Raw genomic sequence first — 22,949 nt, forward strand, 5'->3', positions numbered from 1 at the left:
CCTTTCGAAGAAGCATGGACCGGATCGCTCATACACAGAAGATCTGACACTCTCCACGAACCATTCCATGATCGTCGGCAAGCAATACTCTCATCAAAAATTCCCGCAAAGGTTTACTCAATTGCAGATTGTCTAGCGCGTTGTCATCGTTCAGACCAGTAAAACTGGAAGGCCGCTCGGATTTCATCTCGGTTACCCCTTGAACCGCACATCGGACTGAAACAAGCTCCCGCTCCCAATGTCTTAGTGGCAGCGCGGTAGAACTATTCTTACATATAACTTTAATATTATATCTCGCGCTTAGGTAGTGAGCAGGGTCACTAGGACTATCAATCCTCTACTTTAGGATAGGGTAGTAACACCTTTGCACGCGGGAAATAAGCAGATGAATGCGGCAACATCTCGCTTGTTGATTTGTCCAGTTTACCGCTTGTGGAGTTCGGTCCCAATGTTCATGAAACGCATTTTTCACGCCGCCGCACTAGCCCTGTTCATCACCGCCCCCCTTCATGCCGGCGAGGTCATGCTGACGATTTCCGGCGATGTCGCCCCCGGCCCGGATGGCGGCGACTGGACCTTCGACAGCGAGGCGCTGCACGCCCTGCCCGTAACCAGCTTCACCACCTCAACCATATGGACGGACGGCCCGCAGAGCTTTGAGGGCGTTTTGCTCAAGACCCTGCTCGATCGGGTCGGGGCCGCCGAGGGCACGATAAAGGCCATCGCGCTGAATGATTACATGGTCGAAGTCCCGACCGAAGATGCTGTCGACGGCGGCCCCATCATCGCCTATATGCGCAATGGCCACGAGATCGGCGTGCGCGACAAGGGACCGCTTTGGCTTGTCTATCCCTTCGATGCCAACAGAACCTATCAATCCGAGGAATATTATTCCCGCAGCATCTGGCAGTTGAAACGCCTCACCATTGCGGACGGGAAATAGCGCGAGGGAAATATCGAACAGGGGCCTCCGACAACATTGCGTAGCCGCTGGCTTTTCGCACTTATCGCGATCCCGCTGCTGGCCAGCCTGATCGCCATTTCCCTTTTGGGACGCAGCATCATCTCGGATCTCGAAGCGCTTTCAATCGCGAAGAACGACAATGTCAGCTGGAATTCCTCTCAGCTTGAGGTGGAATTGCTGCGCACGCAGAACACGATCATGCGGGCGCAGGCAGATCCCAGCCTGTCGCTGTCCGAGATCCGCATGCGTTTCGACATCTTCTACAGCCGCGTTGCCACGATGTACGAAAGCCGGCGTTTCGGACAGCTGAACCGCGATCCGGATGCCGCCGCCCTGGTGGCGCGGGCAAAGGCAAATCTCGATGCCATGCTGCCCCTGATCGACGGCCCTGACGATGACCTGCGCGCCGCTTTGCCAAAGCTGTATCAGCAATTGGACGACGAATGGTCCAATCTGCGCCAGCTCACGCTCGATCTCGTCCAGGGTGCTGCCGCCGAAAGTTCGGACCGCCGAAAGAGCATTTCACGGACGCTGATCACATTGGGCGGCACGCTTAAGGCATTGATTCTGGCACTGTTTCTGGCCCTGGTGATCGTGCTTCGGCTGTTCCGGCGCGGGCAGCGCTACGCCCATGACATCATGGCCGCGCGCTCTCGCTTCGAGGCGGCGGTCAAATCCTCGAAGGATGCCGTGGTGGTGATGGATACCGCCGGACGGATCGTCGATTTCAACGGCGCGGGCGAAACCGTCTTCGGCTATAGCCGCCAGGAGGCCATCGGCGCCGACATGGCAGAACTGATCGTGCCGGAATATCTGCGCGAAAAACACCGCGCCGGCGTGCAGCGCTTCCTCAAGACCGGCGAACAGAAAATGATGCGCTATGGCCGGGTCAGGCTTGAGGGGATGCGCAAATCCGGCGAGGTCTTTCCGGTCGAATTGTCCATGTCGGTCGCAGAGGCCGATGGCGAGCAGGTCTTCGTGTCGTTCCTGCGCGATATTACCGCCGATCTGGCTGCGGAAGACATGCTGCGCGCGGCCCGCGACCGGGCGCAGGAAAGCGAGAAAGCCAAATCAGACCTGCTGACGGTCATGAGCCACGAAATGCGCACGCCGCTGAACGGCATCCTGGGATCCCTCTCGCTCATCGACTTCGACGAGCTTTCCGAACGGAACAAGCGGCATGTCAAGTCGATTGAAATATCGGGCGAGTTGATCCTGTCGCATGTCAACGACGTGCTCGACCTGTCCAATCAGAACGGCGACAGCCCGAAACGCAAGAAGGTCGCATTCGACCTGCGAGAGCTTGTCTGCAAGGTCTGGACCAGCCTGAGGGCGAATGCCGAGGCGCGCGGCAACCAGATGAATGTCAGCTTTCTGACCGAGACCCCGCGCGTCGTCCTGGGGTATGAGATCGCCCTGCAACAATGCCTGGTCAATCTCGTTGGCAATGCCATCAAGTTTACCCGCGACGGGGTCATTTCAATCGAGGTCGAGCGGCTGGCCCATGATGATCTGGTAGAGATCAGGGTGGCCGACACCGGCATCGGAATGGCGACCGAGGATCTGGCGCGGATCTTCGACGAGTTCGTGACGATAGACACCGCATTTTCCCGAGAAAACGCCGGGACCGGCCTCGGGCTTGCCATCACCCGGCGGCTTGTCGATGCGATGGGGGCCACCATAGAGGTCGACAGCATTTCGGGCGAAGGCAGTCTTTTTACCATGCGCATTCCCCTGCCAGAGGCCGGCGAGATGCAGAGAACCGAGGCCAAGGGATCGGAGCTGGTCCCTGCCGGCATCCGTCCCGGTCAAAGCGCGCTCGTCGTCGATGACAATGAGATCAACCGAATAGTCCTGACCGATATGGTATCGGACCTCGGCTTCGAGGTTCATCAGGCCGCCGACGGGTTGCAGGCCATCGAAGCGGTGCGGCATCGACCCTTTGACATTGTCTTTCTCGACATCAGCATGCCAGGCATCGACGGGATCGACACCCTCGCCCGCATCCGCGCGCTGGAGGTCGGCTGGCGCAATGTGCCTGCCGTCGCCGTTACCGCGCATGTCTCGCCTCAGGACCATGACGTCATTCTGCGTGCCGATTTCAGCGGCCTTCTGGTCAAGCCCGTAGACCCGGCCGCAATCGGCAAGGCCGTCGCATCGGTTCTTGGCGCTGAAGCCCTGCCCTCCAGGTCGGCTTCCCGAAAGCCTGATATGTCCGAGTTCGAGAAACGCTTTGGACAGGACCGTTACCAGTCGGCGATGAAGGAGTTCTGCGCCGAGCTTACGGAATTGCTCGACACGCTGGAAACCGTTCCTGCGCCTGACGAACAGCACCGGCGCATGGTCCATCGGCTGTCAGGCTCCGCCGCGACCCTGGGTGCCCACGATGCCTGGAGGAGACTTCAGCAGTTGCAAAGCCTCGATGAAGATCCGGCCGATGGCCTCAAGGAACGGCTGGTAATGGAACTGCGCGCATGTTGCTGCGACACCGAGCGATAGCGATGCTGGTTGCTGAGGATGGCACCGTGATTGCAGGCCATGGTCGCCTGCTGGTCGCGCAACATCCAGCACAGCCCAAGGTGCCGGTGATGGTCGCCAAGGGGTCTTGCGATGACGATATCTGGCCATATCCTATCGAAAACTATGCAAAAAGGAACTGCCTATACATGACAAGCCCCGCCGGGGATCAGTCATTCAGGATCGCCATGTTCTCGGCATCCCAGCTGACCCAGACCAGATCGCTGCCAACGGCATGACCGAGATCGGTATCGACATAGGCGCGCATCGTCGCCTCCTCATGCTCGCCGACGGCAAGCTGGACGGCCACGCGCGAGCCGTAGAAGGTCTTGCCGGTGACGCGACCCTTCACGGCATTCGGCGTCTCGGGCTGGGCGGCATGAAGGTCCAGCTTCTCCAGCCGGATCGAGGCGGTGACCGGCTGGCCAGAGGCCGGCAGGCCACTGCGCGCGGTGCCAAGCAGCGTCTTTCCCTGCCACTCCATCGCGACCTGGGCACCCTTGCGCTCGCGCAGCGTGCCTGAAAGCAGGTTCGTCTCGCCGATGAATTCCGCCACGAAGCGGCTGGCGGGCTGGAAATACAGCTCTTCCGGGGTGCCGTCCTGCTCGACCCGGCCCCTGTTCATGACCACGATGCGGTCGGACATGGTCAGTGCCTCTTCCTGGTCGTGGGTGACGAACAGGAAGGTCTTGCTGGTCCGTCGCTGGATGGATTTCAACTCCTGCTGGACCTGCCCGCGCAGCTTGGCGTCAAGCGCGCCGAGCGGTTCGTCCAGCAGCAGCAGCGCCGGATCGGGCGCCAGCGCCCGTGCCAGCGCCACCCGCTGACGCTGCCCGCCGGATAGCTGCGCCGGATAGCGGCCGCCGAAATCGCCGAGTTCGAGGAAGGACATGATCTCGTCCGAGCGGCGCCGGATTTCGGCCTTGCCCATGCCCTTCAGTTCCAACCCGAAGGCGATATTGCCGGCGACGGTCATATGGGGGAACAGGGCGTAATCCTGGAACACCATGTTGACATGTCGCTTTTCGGCCGGCTGGTAGGTCACGTCGACGCCGTCGAGGAAGACCTTGCCGGTCGTCGGTCGCTCGAACCCGCCGAGGATGCGCAGCGTGGTGGATTTTCCGCAGCCCGACGGCCCGAGAAATGTCACGAATTCGCCGCGTGCGATATTGAGCGTCAGATTGTCCAGCGCGACGGTCTTGCCGAAATGCTTCGACATTCCTTCGATTCGGACAAGCGGTGACTGGTCGTTCATGTCTCAGTTATCCTTGTTCAGACGGCGCGTGAAGCGCTCGGCCCAGACGCCGATAATGGCGGTCAGGACCAGGGCGATGGAGGCTATGGCGTTGATTTCCGGGCTCATCCCGGAACGGAGCTTGGCGAAGATCAGCACCGGCAGCGTTGGTTCGTAACCGCCGAGGAAGAACGAGCGGACGAAATCGTCGAAGGACAGGAGCAGGCAGAAGATCGACGCGCCGAGGATGGCGGGCGCCAGATAGGGCAAGGTGATCCGGATGAATGCGACCAGCGGGTCGGCGCCAAGGTCGCGGGCGGCCTCGATCTGGCTTTTCGGCAGCGTCGACAGCCGGGCCATGACCACCAGCGCCACGAAGGGCACGTTATGGACGGCATGAGACCAGACGATGGCGCCCATGCCCGGCTCGATCCCCACCCAGCGCGCATAGATGCGGAAGGCGATGGCCGAGATGATGCCCGGCACCAGGGCCGGCAGCACGGTCAGCCCGAACATCACGGCGCGGCCGTGGAACCTGCGCCCCTCCAGCAGCACCGCGATCCAGGTGCCTACGACGACCGAAATCAGCGTGGACAGGATCGCGATCAGCATCGAATAGCCGAAGGCAAACATGACCTCGGCATCGCGGAAGACCTCGACATACCAGTCCAGCGTCCAGGATTTGATCGGGAAGCCGATGAACTTGGAATCCTTGAACCCCATCATCACCATCAGGATCAGCGGCACGAAGACATAGACGACGAAGGCCCAGTAGAGGCAACTGAGCAGGATCCGGTTGCCGCGGTAAAGCTCGACCCGGTCGTTCATCTGCTCTCTCCCCGGCGCAGCGCGCTCATGAGTTTCTGGAAGGCGGCGGTGATCAGCAGCGCCGCCACGAACATGAGCACCGCGAAGGCGGCGCCGGTCGGCCACTGGTCACCGGCGACATGGAAGAAGCCGGCGATGGTTTCGGCGAAGACCGTGGTGGATGGCCCGCCCAAGAGGACCGGGGTCGCATAGAAGCCGGTCGAGATCAGGAAGACCAGCGTACAGCCCGAAGCAATACCTTCCAGCGTCATCGGCAACGAGATCCGCCAGAAGCGCGTCCACGGCCCGGCGCCAAGATCGGCGGCAGCCTCGTTCATGCTTTTCGGCAGCTTCTCCAGCGCCGAATACAGCGGCAGCAGCATGTAGAGCGCGGTCAGGTAAACGATCCCGACCCCCATCGAGAAGCCTGTATACATGAAGGGAATGGGCTGATCGATCAGGCCCAGCCATTTCAGAGCCAGGTTCAGCGCGCCTGTATTGCCCAGAAGGATCATGATCGCATAGGTGCGCACGATCTCGCCCACCCAGAAGGGGATCAGCAGGATCAGCAGAAACAGCATCTGGTTCCGGCGGCTGACATGGCGCGCCAGGAAATAGGCGACGGGATAGGCCAGCACCAGCGTGCAGAAGGTAAAGGCGGCGGCGAAGGTCAGGGTGCGGAAGAAGGGCATCCAGAAGATACTGTCGCCGAAGAAGCGCAGGTAGTTGTCGAAGGTGAAATGCTGCTCAACACCGGGCGCGACCGGATAGGCATCGGTCAGCGAGACCCGCAGCATCTGCAGCATCGGCCCGAGATGCTGGGTCAGGACCCAGACGATCGGCAATGCGGCCAGGATCGCGAACTGGCGCTTTGGCGATGCAGTAACAAGGCGCATCATCGCCGTATAGGGCGCCCAGCCGGTCAGACGGCCCCAGAAGGTCCGGTCGGGCACGCCGCTCTGCACCCTTGGTGCGTCATTGCTCGCCGATATCTCGCGCTTCATTCGCTCACCTGTCGAAAACTGGAGGCACCTGCCCCGCGCCTTGCGGGACAGGAACGGATATGGCCGGAACGGCTTCAGGCGGCCTTGATCGCCTCGACTGCCGGATCGACGAGGCCGTATTTCAACTCGTTTGCCTCAGCGCGGAAGAATTTCATATTCGCCAGCTGTTCCTCGGGGAAGGAGGTCGATTTCTGCTCGATCTCGGACAGATGCGGCGCGACATCCTTGTAGGTCGAGATGAAGCCCGAGGCCTTGGTCATCGCCGCGCCGATCTCGGGCGAGGAGAGGATGGCGTCGATGAAGGTATAGGCGTTGTCCGCGTTCGGGGCGTTATTGGCGATGTTATAAGTATAGACGAAGCCGTAGGAGCCTTCGTTCGGGATCGCCATGGCCAGCGGGAAGCCGTCATTGATCAGCGCCGCCGCAGGGCCGTTCCAGGCATGACCCAGCACGATATCCTGATTGACCATCATCTGCTGGAACTCGGCACCACCGTCGTAATATTTGCGCACCAGCGGCTTTTTCTCGATCAGGAAATTCTTCGCCTCCTCGACGATGGCGGCGGCCTTTTCGGGGTCGTTCAGATATTCGACCATATTGCCGTCATAGCCCTTCATCAGCATGACGATCGACATCATGTCCTGGATGATATAGGCGTTCTTGCCCTTGTATTTATCGCTGAAAAGCGTGTTCCAGCTCAGGGCCTCCTCGGCACCGACCACTTCGGTATTATAGGCCAGAACCTCCATCCCGGCGAGGATCGGGGCGCCCCATTTCTCGCCATTGATCGTCGACCAGTCGCTTTCCGAATAGACCGGGTTGATATTGCCCCAGTTCGTCAGCCGCCCGGTATCCAGCGGCGCCAGCAGGCCGCCTTCGATGAACTGCAGGAAGCGGTGGCCGGCGACGGTCATGATGTCGACGGTCGGGTTAGGCTGTTCGGCGGCCAGAAGGTTGAACTGCTTGCCCTGGTCGTCCACCAGCCGGACATTGACCTTGATGCCGGTATCCGCCTCGAACTGGGACTTGAAGCTGTCCGGAACGAAGTTGTTATAGGTCCAGATATTCACCTCGCCGCCCGACTGGGCCGAAGCGTGGCGCAGATAAGCGGGCGAGGCCAGCACCGCGCCAGTGGCGGCAGCCGTGCCCAGGAAGCGGCGGCGGTTATAGATCAGCTTCGTCATGTCTTCGTCTCCTTGTTGGTGATATTTTTCTTCTTTGGTCGTCTTGCGGTTCAGGCCCCGATCCGCGGGTCCAGAAGGCCGGTGCTGGCCGCCAGTTTCAGGTCGTCCAGGCTGTAGCGCTCCAGTTCCAGCGCCTTCAGCAGCGTGTTCTCGTCCTCGAAGTTCCGTCCATACATGGCCGAGAAGATCCGGATGCCGGCCTCGTGCAGTTGGGCTGGATGCCCCGCCAGGCGGCCGAGCGCGGCGGTCAGCACCAGCCCGTAAGGCACGTCCTCGGTGACATAACGGCTGTCGGCGGTAGCCGGGCCGGTGCCGCCGTTGCCCTGTTCGTGCATCTGCTGGTTCATCTCGGAGATCGAGGCGACGGGGACATGGAAAGACAGGTGAAAATGCTCGAAGATGGTCTTCACGTCGAGGCCGAGAGCATGGGCGATCTCCAGCCGTTCCTCGTCCAGCCGTTCCAGCAGCCGGCCGACGGTCGGGGTGACGTTCTGGCCCTGCGACCAGGTCTCGCCCCGTTCCATCCGCGTGATATTGCCAAGGGCGATGCCCATGTGGTTCTGCGGGTTCAGATTGGAGAGTGAAATCGCCAGCAGCCCGTCACGGGGCTGGAAACGGTCGCCGAAAAGCGCCCGGCAGACCTCAAGCGCCTCGGCCGAGCGATCCGCCGGCACGGTGCAAAGGTCGACCCGGCTTCGCACCGTATTCACCCTGACGCTGGTGCCCGAGGTCCGTCGTCCGGTGCAGATCGTCGTCCCCCAGGCGGTGACCGGCGCCGTCACCCCGCGCCGTGCCAGAAGCTGCATCAGATAGATGGCGCCAAGCGAGGCATGGGACGAGATGATGACGTGATGGCGATCCTCGATATGCGGGGCAAGCGCGTCCAGAACCGCCTTGTGGCCATAGCCCGGCAGCGCGACGATCAGCACGTCGTTCCGGCGCGCGAGTTCGGCGGCGCTTTCGGCGATGCGCGGCGAGAAGCTGCATTCGACGGCGCCGGTGGCGGTCAGGGAAGCGCCCGCCGCAAGCTCGGCCGTGCCTTTGCCTGAGGGGGACCACAGCATCGGGTCATGGCCGCTCTCATGGATGAGCGCAGCCGTTCCGAAGGCGATCGAGCCCGCCCCTGCCAGTCCTGCCATCGTCACATCCATCCTCGTATTATTTATGTATTTTTCTGTCAGGTTACACCAGTTGAACGGTATGTCATCTGTTATGCAGGATGACGGGTCACTTTCCCGCGCTGTCTGGCCGCACCGGATCGCCCAGCACATGCATGAGCCGGTTGGCCCAGCCAAAAAGCGATGTCGAGAGGATCAGATCGAGGATCTCGGCCTCATCCAGCCCGGCGGCCTTCAGGGCCGCGACATGGCTCGCGGTGGCCTGCGGGGGGCATTGCGACAGTGCCACTGCGAAATCGAAGATCGCCCGGTCGCGGGGTCCGAGATCGGCCCGCGCGCCGTCCCGGAACAGTCGGTCCGTCACCTCGGTCGATTTTTCCAGCTGCGCATGGCGGTCGGCATGAACCGCCGCGCAATAGATGCAGTGATTGACCATCGAGGCGCCAAGCGCGCCCAACTCGCGTTCGGCCCGGCTCATGCCGCCCTTGTCATACATGATCGCGTTGAAAAGCGGCGAGCGCACCTTCAGGCTTTCGACATCATGGGCGAGCGTCAGCACATAGGCCGAAACCTTGGTATTGGAGGGGGTGACCTGCAGGGCGTCAAGCTGTTCTGCGGTGGCTTCGGCCAGATCGACCGGCACCACGCGCGGCTGCCAATGCGGGACATTGCGGGTGAATTTGGTGATCGGTTTGGTCATGCGCGCGCCTCCCGCAGCAGGCGAAGCCCGGCGACGACCCGGATCTGATAGGCGAGGAAGGCGTTCAACTCGGCCAGGCGGACGATATCGGCATCGCTGATGCCCGCGGCCTGAAGGGCCGCGATATCCCCGGCGACGACCTGGCGCGTATCCGCCGCCACCTTGTCCATGAAGGCGAGCACCGGGCCAAGCCCGCGCGCCGCGCCATCCTGCGCCGGATCGGCAAGGGCGGCATCATCGCCCGCGCCGGTCGCATAGTGCCGGGCGAGCGCGGTCTGGGCGTTCAGGGTGGCAATACGCGCGGCCAGTGCGGCGCGCAGGGAATGCGGCCAGGCGCCCGGGGCCTTTGGGCGCAGCACCGCGTCCTCGGCAGCCTGGGTCATCTCGAAGATGTTGGCGCGGGTGGCGATGACTGCCTCCAGCACGCCATCGGTCCCCGCCATGCGAAGTGTCGTGAGCTCTGGCGTCATCAGGCCACCTTTCCTTTCCCCGTATCGCCGGGCAGTTCCGACGGCACCCATTCGCTGCCATCCAGTTCCGGCTTGTCGTAATCCAGCATTGCCTGCCAGTGCCCGGCCACATCCTCGGCATAAAGCGCCGCCGCGACCGCGCGGGCGAGCCAGGCCGCGCCTTCGGAAATCCCCGGAATATCGCCGCTGACCTTGCCCAGGCTGGCCGTCGCCCCATAGTTGAAGCAATAGACATCCGACAGCCAGGGCGCCGTGCCCGGCCGCTTCTCGCGGAAGGTGAAATCGGCGTTCAGATAGGGAAAGCGACCGAGATCGCGCGACGCCTCGTCTTCGGGCGAGGTATAGACATCCTCCCACAGAAGGATATCGCCCGCCGCCGGGCCGAATTCGGTCCGCGACATCGGATCGACGGTGAAGCCGGTGCCGAGGATGACGAAATCGGCCTCATGCGCGCTGCCATCGGCAAAGCCGATATGCACGGCGCCATTCTTCTCGGCCGTTGAGGCGACGGCCTTTCCGAAATGAAAGAAGGCATTCGGGTGCCGACTGACACGCATCGTCGATCCATGCGGCGGCGGGGTCTGGGTGGCGAAGGAATATTGCATGAAGCGCCAGCGCCATTCATCAGGCAAACCGGCATAGCCGGCAGTAAACCCGAAAGAGCCGATACCCATCATCTTGTTGATCCGTGGCATCTGGCGGCGGCGGATCAGGTGGCGCACCTCTGCCGCGCCATGTTCCAGCGCCTCGGCGGCATTGTCGACGGCCGAGGCGCCGACGCCGATCACCGCCACCCGCTTTCCATTCAGCGCCGCGAAGTCGATCTCGTCCGCGCTATGCGCCCAGAAACGGCGGTCGAGGCCTTTGACGAAGCCCGGGATATTCGGCAGGCCGGTGCCGTCGCGACCCGTCGCGAAGATCAGCTTCCGGCACAGGATCGAGCGTTCCGCCCCGCCGCTGAGATGCAGGCGCAGCAACCCGTTCTCCGGCTCGACCCGGTCGACCGAGATGCCGTTCTCGATCGGAATGTCGAGGACGCGCCGATACCATTGCAGATAGTCCATCCACATCGGTCGCGGGATCTTGTCGAGCGCCTGCCAGCTTTCCGTGCCGAACTGGGCGCGATACCACGCTTGAAAGGTCAGCCCGCCATGGCCATAGGCAGGGCCGGTAAGTTCCTTGGGCGAGCGCAGCGTCTCCATCCGGGCATAGCTGAGCCATGGTCCCTCGCGCCCGGCCGCGCTGCGGTCGAGCACGCGTATATCGCGGATGCCGCCGGTCTGGAGTGCAAGCCACGCAACCATGCCGCACATGCCCCCACCGATGATGACGACATCGCGAACCCCGTCCCGAGGGCGGACCCAGTCCTTGCCCGGCCAGCACAGGAAGTTCAGCGCCTCGCGCAGCTGCGCCTCCAGCACCGGCAGGCCCTTGCCGTCGATGGGGGAGGATCCGGGGGGCGGCGCTGCGTTCACTGTCATCTGCTCAGATTCCTGGTTTCTGCGTCCCGTCCGGCCCGGGTCACGCGCGCTGCGCGCCGGGCCATTCGGTGTGAAGGTCGTCGATATGGTAGGTATGGCTGTGCCGGTGCCGCAGCCCACTGGCGGGCGCGTCCCGAAGATGGGGGTGGTCCTCGGGCAGTTCGGGGTGGTCATGTTCAAGGGCTGCCGGATCGCCTGCCGGCCAGACCCGCGCGGCGATTGCCGCGACCAGCACCGTCAGCACCGACAGCATGATCAGCGCCGGCGCCAGCCCCGCCCGCGCCGCCAGTTGCCCGGCCAGCGGATAAGCCAGCATCCAGCCGGCATGAGACAGAGAGAACTGCGCCGCGAAAAGCGCCGCGCGATCCGCCGAAACGGCCGAGCGCGCGATGACCAGCCCGCCGGGCGTAAGCACCAGCGACGCCGCGATACCCAAGCAGGACCACAGCGCGAAATAGCCCGCCAGCCCCAATGGCAGCGCGATCAGCGGCCCGAGTGCTGCATGGATTAGCGCACCGGCCAGCATCACCCGCCGCTCGCCCAAGGCTGCGATCAGCCGGGGCACGAATATGGCGCCAAGCGCCGCGCCCAGCCCGTAGAAGGCCATCAGCTTGGGATAGTAATACTCGGAATCGCCCAGCCAGTTGCCCGCCAGCACGACCGAGTTGACCAGCACCCAGGCCATGCTCAACGAGAGGGCGAGGTTCAGCAGGAACAGCCCGCGCAGCCGCGGCGTCTTGCGGTAGATCCTGAGCCCCTTCAGGGCGCGCTTCATGAACGGTCCCTTGCCATTGGCTTTCGGCGTGGCCGGAAAGCGCGTCGCCAGCAGCGCCGCGACAGAGCCGACAAAGGCCAGTGCCGCCAGCCAGAAAAGGAATTGCGCGCTGATCAGCTGCAGCGCCACGGCGGCGATGACCGGCGACAGGATCGATTCCAGCGTATAGGCGATGCGCGACCAGACCAGGGCGCGGCTGTAAAGTCCTTCGTCGGGAAAGATATCGGGAATGACCGACTGGAAGACCGGCGTGAAGCCCGAGGAAACACCGAAGAACAGGAATGCCAGCGCCGCGATCTGCCAGGTCTCGGTGGCGAAGGCCATGGGCAGAAGCAGCAGCATCCGCGCCAGGTCCAGCCCGACCATCACCGGCTTGCGCGGCCGGCCGGCCAGCAACGTCTCGGCCATCGGGGCGAGGAAGACATAGGCGACCATCTTGACCGCCAGCAGGAAGCCGAGGATCTGCCCCGCCGCCGCGGCCCCGCCGATCCGATAGGCGGCCAGCGACATTGCCACCGTCATCAGCCCGATGGCCAGAAGCGAACAGATCTGCGCAAGGAAAAGCGTGCGGAACGCGGGATTTCCGATGGGGCTTTTCAGCGTCTCGGTCATGATGGAACCAGGTTTTTCAGCGAATTACTGGCCTTGAAGCGGGCGGTACTGCTCTCCACGTGATACCGGCTCAGATACTCGGGCGCAATCCGCGCGAGCTCATCTACCGCATTGATAATCATGTCGGCCTTGCTATCGCTCATCAGCGCCGAGAGGTTCAGCCGCACCCAACCGGGCTTCGATGTCTCCTCGCCGCGTTCCAGTGCCGCGATGGTCGCGTCGGATTGCGCGCGCCCTAGCCCCAGCAGCCGGTGCCCGTAGGGCCCCGCGCAGGCACAGCCGCCACGCGCCTGCACCCCGGTCATGTCGCTGAGCAACCGGGTGAAAAACTGGTGATGGACCGGCTGGCCGGCGGCATCGCGAATGAGGAAGGAAAAGATCGGCAGCGCCGGCGCGCAGGGATTGCCCAGAATCAGGATACGCGGATTGTCGGACCAGGTGGCAAGGGCGCGGGCGCGAAGGGCCTGCTGGCGTGCGTCCAGCCAGTCCTGGCCGAGCGCTTCCTTGACCAGCATCACCAGCGCCGCCCGGATATCGCCGGTCAGGTTCGGCGTCCCGCCCTCTTCCCTGGCGACGATACTGTCGGAATAGACATGGCCCCAGGGCGAGACGAAGCTGACCGTGCCGCCGCCGGGCTGTGTGGGGCTGCGGCGGCGGGCGAGTTCGTCGCGGATGATGGCCACGCCGCTGGCGCCGGGACCGCCGGGGAACTTATGGGCCGAGAAGACGATCGCATCCTTTTGCGCATCGGTGCCCTCGCCCATCTCCATCAGGCAATAGGGGCCGGCGCAGCCGTAATCCCAGATCGCCAGCGCCCCATGCGCGCGCAGAAGCCGCGTCACCGCGTCGCTGTCGCTCAGGATCCCGGTGACATTCGACGCAGCCGAGAAGGCGCCGACGATCCGCGCTGCCCCCTGCGCCGCCGCCAGTGCCCGGGCGAGATCCTTCAGGTCGACACCGCCCTCCGGCGCCTCGGCAATCTCGATCACCTCGGCGCCGGTCTCGCGCCAGGGCAGGATATTCGAATGATGCTCGTAAGGTCCGGTCAGCACCACCGCCCGGCCGCCCTCGCGCACGATACCCGCCAGATCAAGCAGCCCCACGATCCTGTTGATGCCCGAGGTCGAGCCGGCCCCGGTGAAGATGACGCTGGTGCCGGGGCCGGCGCCGGTCAGCCGGGCGATCTCGGCCCGCGCCGCTTCGCGCAGCCGGCTCATGTATTCGCCGCAGAACGAAGCCTCGGTATGGGTATTGGCGTAGAAGGGCAGCAACCGGTCGCGGATGAAGTCCTCGACCTGCGAGAGCGCGCGGCCCGAGGCGACATAATCGGCATAGATCAGCGGGCGCCTGCCGAAAGGCCCGTCGAATTCGACATTATCACCGATCAGGCCGGCGCGGATCCGGCCATGAATGTCATCGCCGGAAAGTGCCGCCTTGAAGTCGTCGATATCGGTCATGTCGCCCTCTGAAAGACCCGATCAGTATAACTTGCATTTCGCGAGAATCTTTACATATTCTCATTGCATGATCCGCATTATTGGGTCATATGATCGCTCTATGGACCATAAATTCGATTATTTCGATTTCCGCATTCTGGAGGCGTTGCAGCGCGATTCCGCGCAGTCGCAGCGGGCGCTGGCAGATGAGGTGGGGCTCTCTCAGAACGCCTGCTGGCGGCGACTGAAGGCGCTGGAGGCGTCGGGCGTGATCCGCAACCGCACCGTGGTGCTGGATCGCGACAAGCTGTTCGGCGGCTTCGTGGTGTTTTCGCTGATCAAGACCCGGCACCATTCGGCTGACTGGCTGCGCCAGTTCCGTCACCATGTCTCTGCCATCCCCGAGGTGATCGACTTCTTCCGCATTGGCGGCGAATACGACTATCTGCTGAAGATCGTCACCCGCGACATGGCCAGCTATGACGATGTCTACAAGCGCCTCATCGCCGATATCGAGCTGGAGACCGTCACCTCCTATTTCGCCATGGAAGCCATCGAGGAACAGCGTCCGATCCCGCTGAGCTGATGGGCGTTTTTCCGGTTCTGCGCGGCGCAGGAAACGCCGCCCGACCCGCACATGATGCGACCGCCCCTGATGGCATTGGTGTGCCAAGGTGATCCGGCAGAATCAGTATGGCGCGAGCGGATACCATGTTGGGTATCGAACCCATTGCCGATGATGAAACAGCGTAGTTATCCGGCAGCGCGGGGCTTTGGCGGAAGGCAGAGGCTATCTTTGATCTTGGCGAGAGAGCTATCATCAGAAACAGATACTCCACCCGCAGAATGATTGAATCCCGGCCTCCCCCTGTAGCTTCTCGGTGACGAGTCGGTCCGTAAGGGCAGTCTGCCGTCATCACCCTGGAGAAGATCGCACAGCACGCCGCCTGACGATGTCCGACCCAGAGAACATGACAATCGGTGGCTCACCCGCCTTCTTCGATCCGGTCGGCAAATTCCAGCGGTGGCAGAGTTGCCGCCCTGATGACGATATCGGCGGCTCGGACGGGCGCGAAGTCCCACAGATCGACCCCGACATTGACCTGACGGTCCGAGCCAGCCCAGCGGTCATGAACATGGCCGAAGAGCTGAATGGCCCCCTGCCTCGCCCCGTTCCAACTCAGCAATGGGTAATGACAAAGGACGAAACGCTCCGGCCCGTCCTGCACCTCGGTGAGGTCATGAATGCTGGTCCAGGGCAAGGCTTCGATCTGCGCATCGTCATGATTGCCGCGAATGAGGTGCTTGCGTCCCGGCAATCCTGTCAGAAGCTCTGACGCAATGGCCGCGCCGCCCTGCGCGGCATCGGCAACGTCGCCCAGGATCCAGAGGTCGTCATCGGGGCCGAGCCGGGCCGCCAGCCTTTCAATGACAGCATGGTTCATCGCAGCAACATCGCCGAACGGGCGATCAAAGAAGCGCCGGATGCCATCATCGGAAAGATGCAGGTCAGCGCTATACCAATGGGTCATGTGAACTCCTGTCAGGTGAGGTCGCGGGTATAGTCATGGGCGGTTCTGTCGCAGACCGTTCCGATGCCGGAAATTGAACCGCGATTGTCTGGGCGAAGCGCCAAGGTGGGAGAGGTGTGTGGCGATGTCGTTCAAGGGCGCAAGGGCTTTACAGCACATCTGCCTGACATGCCCGGGCGCGGGCAGAGGTCAGGTCCAGAAAATCGAGCCGCCCATGATCGACCCAAAGCAATGCCACGCCATTCAGCTCGTATGACGGGAACGCGACCCGGACCAGGCCGGCATAGGCAGAAAGCTGCGGCCAGTAGGTGCCAAAACCCTCGCCCGCACCGCCGGTCTTGTGGTCGATCAGCAGGCATCCCTTCGGCCCAACTGCCAGAAGGTCGATCATGCCGGGAATTTCAGCACCCCCTGAAGTGTGCCCCAGCAGAGGGATTTCACAGAGCAGATCGGTGTAGCCTTCGGCCGACAGCCAGGCCCTCAGCGCCGCCGCCCTCTCTGCCACCAGGTCCAGGGTTGCGTCGTCCAGTCCGGTTGCCGCAGGCAAGGCTGTGATCATGTCGGGCCGGGTCAGGCACGTCCGCAAGGCAAGGTGCAGCGCCGTGCCTCGGGCCGCATCGCTGACCGAGCGGGGCCATGGAGTACCCAAGGTGATACCCCGGCTATCTGGTGCAGACCGGCCCGTAGTGGATTGCGATGGTTGCAACCGCCAGGGCGTCAAGTCCACGGCAGGCAAGGGGGTGGCGCTGCCGAGCCGTGGCGTATCCGTGATCTCACCCTCCAGATACTCGGTGAAGCCGGCAAGGTCGGGCAACTGCCGGATGGTGGCCGGGCAATCAGTCTCGCCGATGCTCAGCTTATTAACATCGATCTTGGGCGCGCAGGCATCTGTAAAGACATGGAACAGGCACTCGGCTTCCGGGGCTTCCTCGTCACGCTTTTTCACGAAGCCAGGCCACTCCAGCACCAGTTTGTCGCGGGCCCGGGTCAGGGCGACGTAAAGAAGGTTCTTCGCATTTGCCTCGAAATCCGCGCGCCGATCCTCGATGAACCGCCGCTCGGGCTCCGGGGCGGCAAATCGCGGCGTGTGGATCAGTGCGGCCGAGGCCAGAACGGCGTCCATATCGTCGATCTTGTCAAGCGCTGTGAACCGGGTCGCAGTGGTTCCCGGCCATTCTTCGATCTTATGGTCGAATTCCGCGACCACGGTGATCGGCCATTCACGCCCCTTGCTGGCATGCCATGTGACGATCTCGACCGCCTCGGCGCTGTTGGCGGCGGGGTCGGGACGACGGTCGAAATCGCGCTCGCCCGCGCGGGCATCCAGCCAGCCCAGAAACACCTTGGCGCTTTCGCCATGAAACCCGGCGGCGGCCTTGAGGTCGCGGTGCGCGGATTCGAAGTCGGCAGCTTCTGCTTCAAGTCGCAAGAGGTCTGCCCGCGCCTGTGCCGCGTCAGGCTGACGGTCGGCCCATAGACGCAGACCAGAGGCATTGAGCACCAGATCCAGTGCATTGGACATCGGCAAGCGTGCAAGGCTGTCCGACAGGGCCGCCAGTTGCATCAGCATTGGATCATCCGCAAACCGCCCCTGAATCTGCGCCTGCATTGCGGCTTGCAGGCTGAGCGGATCGGGGCCGAGGGTGCGCAGCACAAGCGCGGCATTCGTATCGGCGGGGTTCGCGGCATAGCTGAGCGCCGCGCGCGCCGCCTGAACAACCGGACTGGCTGCCCAACCATCCTCGGCAATGCGAACAGGCACGCCGCGCGCGCGCAATTCCTCGGCATAGCGTGCGGCTGCCGCGTGCGTGCAGACCAGAAGGGCGATGTCAGAGGGACGCACGCTCCTCTCGGCCTTGCTTTGCCGGTCGGTGATCTTGTCCTCCGCCTCCAGGATCTGGGCGATGCGCTCGGCAATATGCTCGTGCGGCTTGGAATACTTTCTTACCCCGCGGCTTCGGACGGTGTTCAGGACCTCCAACGCCGGGCCGGACACAGGATCACGGGTCGGGGCCAGCGCGTTGTAGCCTGCGCCAAACAGCCCTGCACCCATGGCATTTACGAACTCCATCACCGCCGGTGTTGATCGCCAGTTGCGGTCAAGCGGCTGCGTCGCATCGGGGTTGGCCGCCGCCAATGCCTGCGACAGGCGCGGATCAGCGCCCTGAAACCCCATGATCGACTGTTTGACATCCCCCACCAGCAGGGTGCGCGGCGCGCGGGCACCCAACTGCCAGAGAAGCGCGAACTGCACCGGGTTGGTGTCCTGAAATTCGTCGATGATGACGCAGTCAATCTCATCCAGCACGGCCTGTCGCACCGCCGGATCGGTGCGCAACAGCCGTTCGGCGCCTGCAATCATGTCGGCGAAGTCAATCAGACCAAGCGCCTTCTTGCGCGTCTCGTAAGCCTCCATCACCTCCTGCGCACAGGCGATCATGCACCGAAAATGCAGCTTTGCATCGGCCAAGGGGCCGGGATGTGCGGGCAGAACGTCCGCCGCCTTCATGATCGCACCGGCAAGCTTATCGTAGCGAGGTGGCGTCTGCGAATTGCGGTTCGAAGTGAAGAGGCTGCGCAGGGATTGCCAGAGGCCCCAGTCCCGGTCCAGCAGGGTCGGGTCACGTTCGACACGACGAAACAGGGCCAGATTGTTTTCCAGCGTCTCGCTGGGGCCCTTGGCCGTGACGGTGGCCATGCCGCCCTCTGGAAAGGCTGCAAGCATGGCGGAAACCGCCTTCGCCAACCTTTTACGGGCGGCCGCGGGATCCTTGATTACCTTGCCATAGATCGTATCGAGCCGCTTCAACGCGGGCGCGATCAGGCCCGGGTCGAGGCCCTTGTCGCCCAGCCCCCGCAACAGGTCGATCATCGAAAGAACCCGACCTCGCAGCGAATCCTCGACCGTTTCGCCTTTCTGCCAATTGGGCTGATAGCCGAACCGCTCGGGCTCTGCCTTGATCGGGTCAAGCGATTTGGCATGGGCCAGCGCCTGCCGGATCAGAAGGTCGCGCTCGGGATCGCCAAGGTGGCGCGGTTGCAGTGACGCGCCCGCTGCCAGCGCATGTTCCGTCAACAGCCGCAGGCCCAACCCATGAATCGTTGAGACATAGGCCCTTTCAACCGCCATGGCCTCGGCGACCAGCCCATCCGCCAGAAGCCCCGCCCGGATGCGTTCGCGCAATTCGCCTGCGGCGGCTTCGGTAAAGGTCACCGCAAGAATACGCTCAGGCCGCACCACGCCACGCTTCACCCAGTCGGAAAGCTGGGTCTTGATACGATGGGTTTTTCCTGCGCCCGCGCCTGCGGGGACGATGACCAATCCAAGGTCTGAATCTGCGCCGTCCATAGTCATTCCTCCTCGATCTGGCGGATGAATGCGGTAACCAGGGTCGAGCCATCGGTCAGCGCATAGGGTGTGAACCCGGCCTCTTTCTTGAAGAACCCCTCGTCAGCCGAGGTATTCAGCACCACCTGCCCGGCGCCAAGCTGCTCCAGCCGTTCAGCAAGCATCTCAACAGCCGCTTCGTTGACGGCGTCTCCCATGTCCTGGGCGGGCGAGCCTTCTGCGGGCGCAAGGCCGGATGTCAAAAGCCCACCGTCATTCATCAGGTGATAGGCGATGCCGATCTCGCGACCAGTCAGTGGGACCATCCCGTCGCCGTCGCGCCGAACAGGACACGCGAGCAAGTCACGATAGAGCCCCGCTTGCAGATCCCAGCCGGCCTCCATTCGCCTGCGCCGGGCCGATGTGCCGCTTTTCTTGTGATCGACGACAAGCAGCGCGCCGTCAGGCAACTCAAGGATTGCATCGGCCTTGCCATGCAGGCTGATGCCATGCGCTTCACCCGCCAGCCAGATCTCGTTACCGATGATCTTCGCGCCAAGCGCCAGCAGATGTTCGCGCCAGCGCAGCGCGGCCTGCTGGATCTCTCGTTTCAGGCCGTTGCGTTCCATTTCCCATGATGCGCTGCGCAGGAACCCCGCGTGACGGGTCAGCGCAAGATCATAGGCCTGGTCCACCGCGTCGGTCAGTGCTGCAAGATCCGGCACGGGCTGATCCTTGAGGAACACATGTTCGAACACGTCATGGGCGATGTTGCCTTTGGCCATCACGTCGAGCTCCTCGGCGGACCAGGACATGTCGCCCGCGCCAATCTCATCCAGAAGCCAGGCCAGCGGGCTGACCAGAAGTGTTTCCAGCCGAGAGGGTGACTGCGGCTTGCTTGTCCCATCATCCTTGCGACGGAGCGCCAGGAGGTCGAGGCCCGGGAACAAGAGCGCCTCGGGGAGTTCGTCAGGCTCCGGCAAGGGCGGCAGGCGGTGATGGGCCACAGGCCAGTCCTCGGGCGGCAGGCGCGACAGGTCGAGGATCAGATCCTGAGCCTCCTCCACATCCGATATTGCGCGTGCGACCAGTGACAGCCCCGCTGAAGGCTGCTGCCGCGCGCCCGACAGATCTCGCCACGGAATCAGAAAGGTCACGGAGTCTGACACCGCCTGAAGCTGCCGATCGAAGAGAAAGAGACTTTCGGCCAGGCTCTCTGCCCGCCCGCGAAGCTGAAGCCCGGTGGTGGTTCGGATCGCGGTGATTTCGCTGTCCAGAAACAGTGGGTTGGCGCGGGACCGGGTCGGATAGAGACCGTCCGAGAAATCCGTGACGATCAGATGTCGGCAATGCCGCCACGGAGTTTCGTGCGCAGCCCACAGGCTGACGCCTTCAAGGTTGTGGTCTGCACCGGCTTGCGGCGGCGACGAGATCTGGATACCGCGCAATATCCCTTCCCAGTCCGGGCTGACGTCGCCGGGTGGGATAGACAGCCGCGCACGGACTTCGTTCCCCTGCGAAATGCGCCCGCAGATACGGTCGATCAGGAACCGCAATTGGGCGAGGCTGCCGGCCGATGCCCGAATATCCGTCCAGAGGTCCATGTGCGCGGGGGTGGATGACAGGATATCACCGCGAAAGTCACCTCCGATCAGGCTTTCGGCAAGATCGCGCCCTGTCTGCGCGGCCCATGGCATCAGCGGGGACAAGGCCAGACTGGCAAGGACCATCGCGGGCGTGGGGGTGCGCTTGGCCAGTGCCAGTTGAAGTGCCGTTTCACCAATGATGTCACGCTCTGGCAGGCTGCCGGGAAGACCTGAAATCGGCACGCCTTGATCGGCAAAGGCCCGTGCGATCTGGCGCGTATCACCAGCGGTCAGCACGGCAATCTCTCGCGCCGGGATACCGCTTTCGATCAATGCGCGCGCTTGGGCCGCCGCAAAATCGGCGCAGGCGGCCAAATCGCGCAAACCATAAAAGGCGAGGCTGTCATCCTTTGGCGCGGCCTCGATCCCGGCCTCGACCACCCCAACCTGCAAGGCGTGAAGCCTTGAGCCTTCCGCCGCCGCGCGCTTCTTCGCGGGTGCGGCCACCGCCCCGAATTCCTGCTGCAGCCGCGCGTAAAGTGCCTTCATCGCGGCTGGCGCATGTGGATCGAGTGACCCCTCGACCACTGGCGCCTGCTCAAGGAACCGCCCATGCGGCAGTTCAAGCACATGCCGCACCGGGGCCAGTCCCTCGGGCAAGGCCTCTCCCAGTTTTCGCCAAAGCGCCGTCAGAGCATCCAGATGTCGCCCTGCCCGGCTGGCACCCATCGCGTCCGCCGAGGGCACGCGCAGATCGGCTGTGGCCAGGACCAGACCTTCCAAGGCCGCGCTGACGGCAGAGATCGTCTCGACCGGCGCATTGACCAGGCTCTCCCGCCAGACCGGATGGGGGTTCTCCGCAATCGCTCGCCCCGGTGCCCAATCAGGGGCTTTGGGGGCAAGCGACAGTTCTGCGAGGCCGGTATCAGTCAGTCGATAATGCAAGCCGGACCGGGGATCGGCCACGAGAAACGGATAGAACATGGGCTTTCGGCTCTCTGCATGAATTTGGTGGTGTGTTTTGATATTGTTTTAAATCAATGGATTATATAATCAGTCTCGGGTTCCTGTGGGCATGCAAAGGACATCCAGCCTCGGATTTTTGATCCTGCGTCGAGCCGTTGCCAACAGCCAAGCTGTCGATGCGGCGCGGGTGAGAAGCACGGTCACGAAGCAAGCGATGTTCTTTCCTTGTCGGTTCGAATTCACAATATCGCCTGATTACGTCAATTTCGGTCGTATCAGGGGCAGAGCTTCAAGAAACCTCCAGGAATTGCGCTTCAACCTGATCGCCCCATCTCGCCAAATACCATTCCATCTCCTGCCGCCCGCCAGCACGGAAACGGACCACCAGCGATCCGTCTTCCATGCGCTCGGTCTGCTGTTTCGGATGGAACACATATCCCGCCGCTTCATCGGCCACTTCCGGCAGAAAGTGCCATACGACATCCAGCGGTTCCTCGCGCCAGACGCCGAAGCTCTCGGATAGCCACTCCTGCAGATCGAACCATTCGGGGCGCTCATAGACATCTGACTCCAATGAAACCCGTTCGAAACCGGCGAGCGCAAACAGACGCAGATCGTCCTGATACTCGCTCCACGCCAATAGGTACTGGCGCCCCTGGCCAAAGAGCAGGGCAATTGGGCCGAGTCGGGTATTGCGCGAGAGTTTTGCCGTGGCGCGCGCGCGATGGTCAGCCGAGATCATGACCCCGGCAAGGATTGCCTCACGAAGCTCAGACAAGACCTCAGGGGAAATGTCTTCACGCGGTCCTGGTCGAAACGCCACGCCGTCAGCCATCAGCTGGGCTTCCAGGTCAGCAGCAATTATCCTGCGGCGGTCTTCGCGGAACATTGCCTGCACCTTTCCCAAAAGACGCTCCAGCACTTCTGCCGTCAACTCATCGCCCTCGCGCCGGGCAATGGCGGCGGCGCGGTGCCCGGCGGTCAACTCATCAAGCGTCGGCTCGGCCATGCGACCCAATGATCCCGGCGGGAAACGCCAGTATTTTCGGCCACTTTCGCCAGAAAGTTCCTCGATTTGAGGGTATGCGTTGCGCAGGGCATCACGCATCCGTTCTGCTGTCCGACGGGAAACGCCGAATTCGCGTTCTATATCGGACAGTGAAACACCCTCGGCCGATCCCTGCATTTTCAGGGCCAGCCTTTGCAGATCTTCCTGGCGAGCGTAGCGCATGGGT

General features: G+C 62.9%; 17 protein-coding genes. 3 read left to right on the plus strand and 14 right to left on the minus strand.

Features of this window, described 5'->3' with window-relative positions; genetic code table 11:
- The first annotated feature begins 454 nt into the window (after positions 1-454).
- On the plus strand, positions 455-943 hold the full coding sequence (locus Q0330_RS11335; RefSeq protein ID WP_299478950.1) for an oxidoreductase: 489 nt from the start codon (positions 455-457) through the stop codon (positions 941-943).
- 36 nt (positions 944-979) lie between these two features.
- Entirely contained in the window at positions 980-3,463 is a 2,484-nt protein-coding gene (locus Q0330_RS11340; RefSeq protein ID WP_299478953.1) for a PAS domain-containing hybrid sensor histidine kinase/response regulator, read from the plus strand.
- A gap of 187 nt (positions 3,464-3,650) precedes the next feature.
- Here Q0330_RS11340 and Q0330_RS11345 read toward each other — a convergent pair whose 3' ends face one another.
- From Q0330_RS11345 to Q0330_RS11390, 10 genes are all read right to left on the minus strand, one after another.
- Entirely contained in the window at positions 3,651-4,736 is a 1,086-nt protein-coding gene (locus Q0330_RS11345; RefSeq protein WP_299478956.1) for an ABC transporter ATP-binding protein, read from the minus strand.
- A 3-nt stretch (positions 4,737-4,739) separates the two neighbouring features.
- The gene (locus Q0330_RS11350) at positions 4,740-5,543 is read right to left on the minus strand and encodes an ABC transporter permease (protein WP_299478959.1); all 804 of its coding nucleotides are present in this window, start codon (positions 5,541-5,543) and stop codon (positions 4,740-4,742) included.
- Positions 5,540-6,526: an ABC transporter permease gene (locus Q0330_RS11355; protein WP_299478962.1), complete on the minus strand. Its 987-nt coding sequence runs from the start codon at positions 6,524-6,526 to the stop codon at positions 5,540-5,542. Before Q0330_RS11355 ends, Q0330_RS11350 begins: the two co-directional genes overlap by 4 nt.
- 74 nt (positions 6,527-6,600) lie before the next feature.
- Entirely contained in the window at positions 6,601-7,710 is a 1,110-nt protein-coding gene (locus Q0330_RS11360; protein WP_299478965.1) for an extracellular solute-binding protein, read from the minus strand.
- 50 nt (positions 7,711-7,760) lie between these two features.
- Complete coding sequence (locus tag Q0330_RS11365) at positions 7,761-8,849, minus strand: NAD/NADP octopine/nopaline dehydrogenase family protein (RefSeq protein WP_299478968.1); 1,089 nt, start codon at positions 8,847-8,849, stop codon at positions 7,761-7,763.
- A gap of 88 nt (positions 8,850-8,937) precedes the next feature.
- A complete protein-coding gene (locus tag Q0330_RS11370; RefSeq protein ID WP_299478970.1) occupies positions 8,938-9,528 on the minus strand; it encodes a peroxidase-related enzyme in 591 nt (196 codons plus the stop codon).
- The gene (locus tag Q0330_RS11375; protein ID WP_299478972.1) at positions 9,525-9,998 is read right to left on the minus strand and encodes a hypothetical protein; all 474 of its coding nucleotides are present in this window, start codon (positions 9,996-9,998) and stop codon (positions 9,525-9,527) included. Before Q0330_RS11375 ends, Q0330_RS11370 begins: the two co-directional genes overlap by 4 nt.
- The gene (locus Q0330_RS11380; RefSeq protein WP_299478975.1) at positions 9,998-11,479 is read right to left on the minus strand and encodes an NAD(P)/FAD-dependent oxidoreductase; all 1,482 of its coding nucleotides are present in this window, start codon (positions 11,477-11,479) and stop codon (positions 9,998-10,000) included. The genes Q0330_RS11375 and Q0330_RS11380 overlap by 1 nt, the downstream gene beginning before the upstream one ends.
- 40 nt (positions 11,480-11,519) lie before the next feature.
- Complete coding sequence (locus Q0330_RS11385; RefSeq protein ID WP_366518330.1) at positions 11,520-12,866, minus strand: MFS transporter; 1,347 nt, start codon at positions 12,864-12,866, stop codon at positions 11,520-11,522.
- Complete coding sequence (locus Q0330_RS11390) at positions 12,863-14,323, minus strand: aminotransferase class V-fold PLP-dependent enzyme (RefSeq protein WP_299478978.1); 1,461 nt, start codon at positions 14,321-14,323, stop codon at positions 12,863-12,865. Before Q0330_RS11390 ends, Q0330_RS11385 begins: the two co-directional genes overlap by 4 nt.
- Before the next feature lie 100 nt (positions 14,324-14,423).
- Here Q0330_RS11390 and Q0330_RS11395 point away from each other — a divergent pair, with 100 nt between their 5' ends.
- Positions 14,424-14,888 (plus strand): Lrp/AsnC family transcriptional regulator, encoded by a 465-nt coding sequence (locus tag Q0330_RS11395; protein WP_299478980.1) that lies wholly within the window; start codon positions 14,424-14,426, stop codon positions 14,886-14,888.
- A 400-nt stretch (positions 14,889-15,288) separates the two neighbouring features.
- Here Q0330_RS11395 and Q0330_RS11400 read toward each other — a convergent pair whose 3' ends face one another.
- From Q0330_RS11400 to Q0330_RS11415, 4 genes are all read right to left on the minus strand, one after another.
- Positions 15,289-15,834, minus strand: coding sequence for a metallophosphoesterase (locus Q0330_RS11400; RefSeq protein WP_299478982.1), 546 nt, complete (start codon positions 15,832-15,834; stop codon positions 15,289-15,291).
- A 148-nt stretch (positions 15,835-15,982) separates the two neighbouring features.
- The gene (locus Q0330_RS11405; RefSeq protein WP_299478984.1) at positions 15,983-19,183 is read right to left on the minus strand and encodes a UvrD-helicase domain-containing protein; all 3,201 of its coding nucleotides are present in this window, start codon (positions 19,181-19,183) and stop codon (positions 15,983-15,985) included.
- A gap of 2 nt (positions 19,184-19,185) precedes the next feature.
- On the minus strand, positions 19,186-21,732 hold the full coding sequence (locus tag Q0330_RS11410; RefSeq protein ID WP_299478987.1) for a PD-(D/E)XK nuclease family protein: 2,547 nt from the start codon (positions 21,730-21,732) through the stop codon (positions 19,186-19,188).
- Between the two features lie 271 nt (positions 21,733-22,003).
- On the minus strand, positions 22,004-22,945 hold the full coding sequence (locus Q0330_RS11415) for a WYL domain-containing protein (protein WP_299478990.1): 942 nt from the start codon (positions 22,943-22,945) through the stop codon (positions 22,004-22,006).
- Positions 22,946-22,949: the final 4 nt, after the last annotated feature.

It is taken from the genome of uncultured Paracoccus sp., assembly GCF_937873615.1.
In the GTDB taxonomy this organism is placed as follows: Bacteria; Pseudomonadota; Alphaproteobacteria; order Rhodobacterales; family Rhodobacteraceae; genus Paracoccus.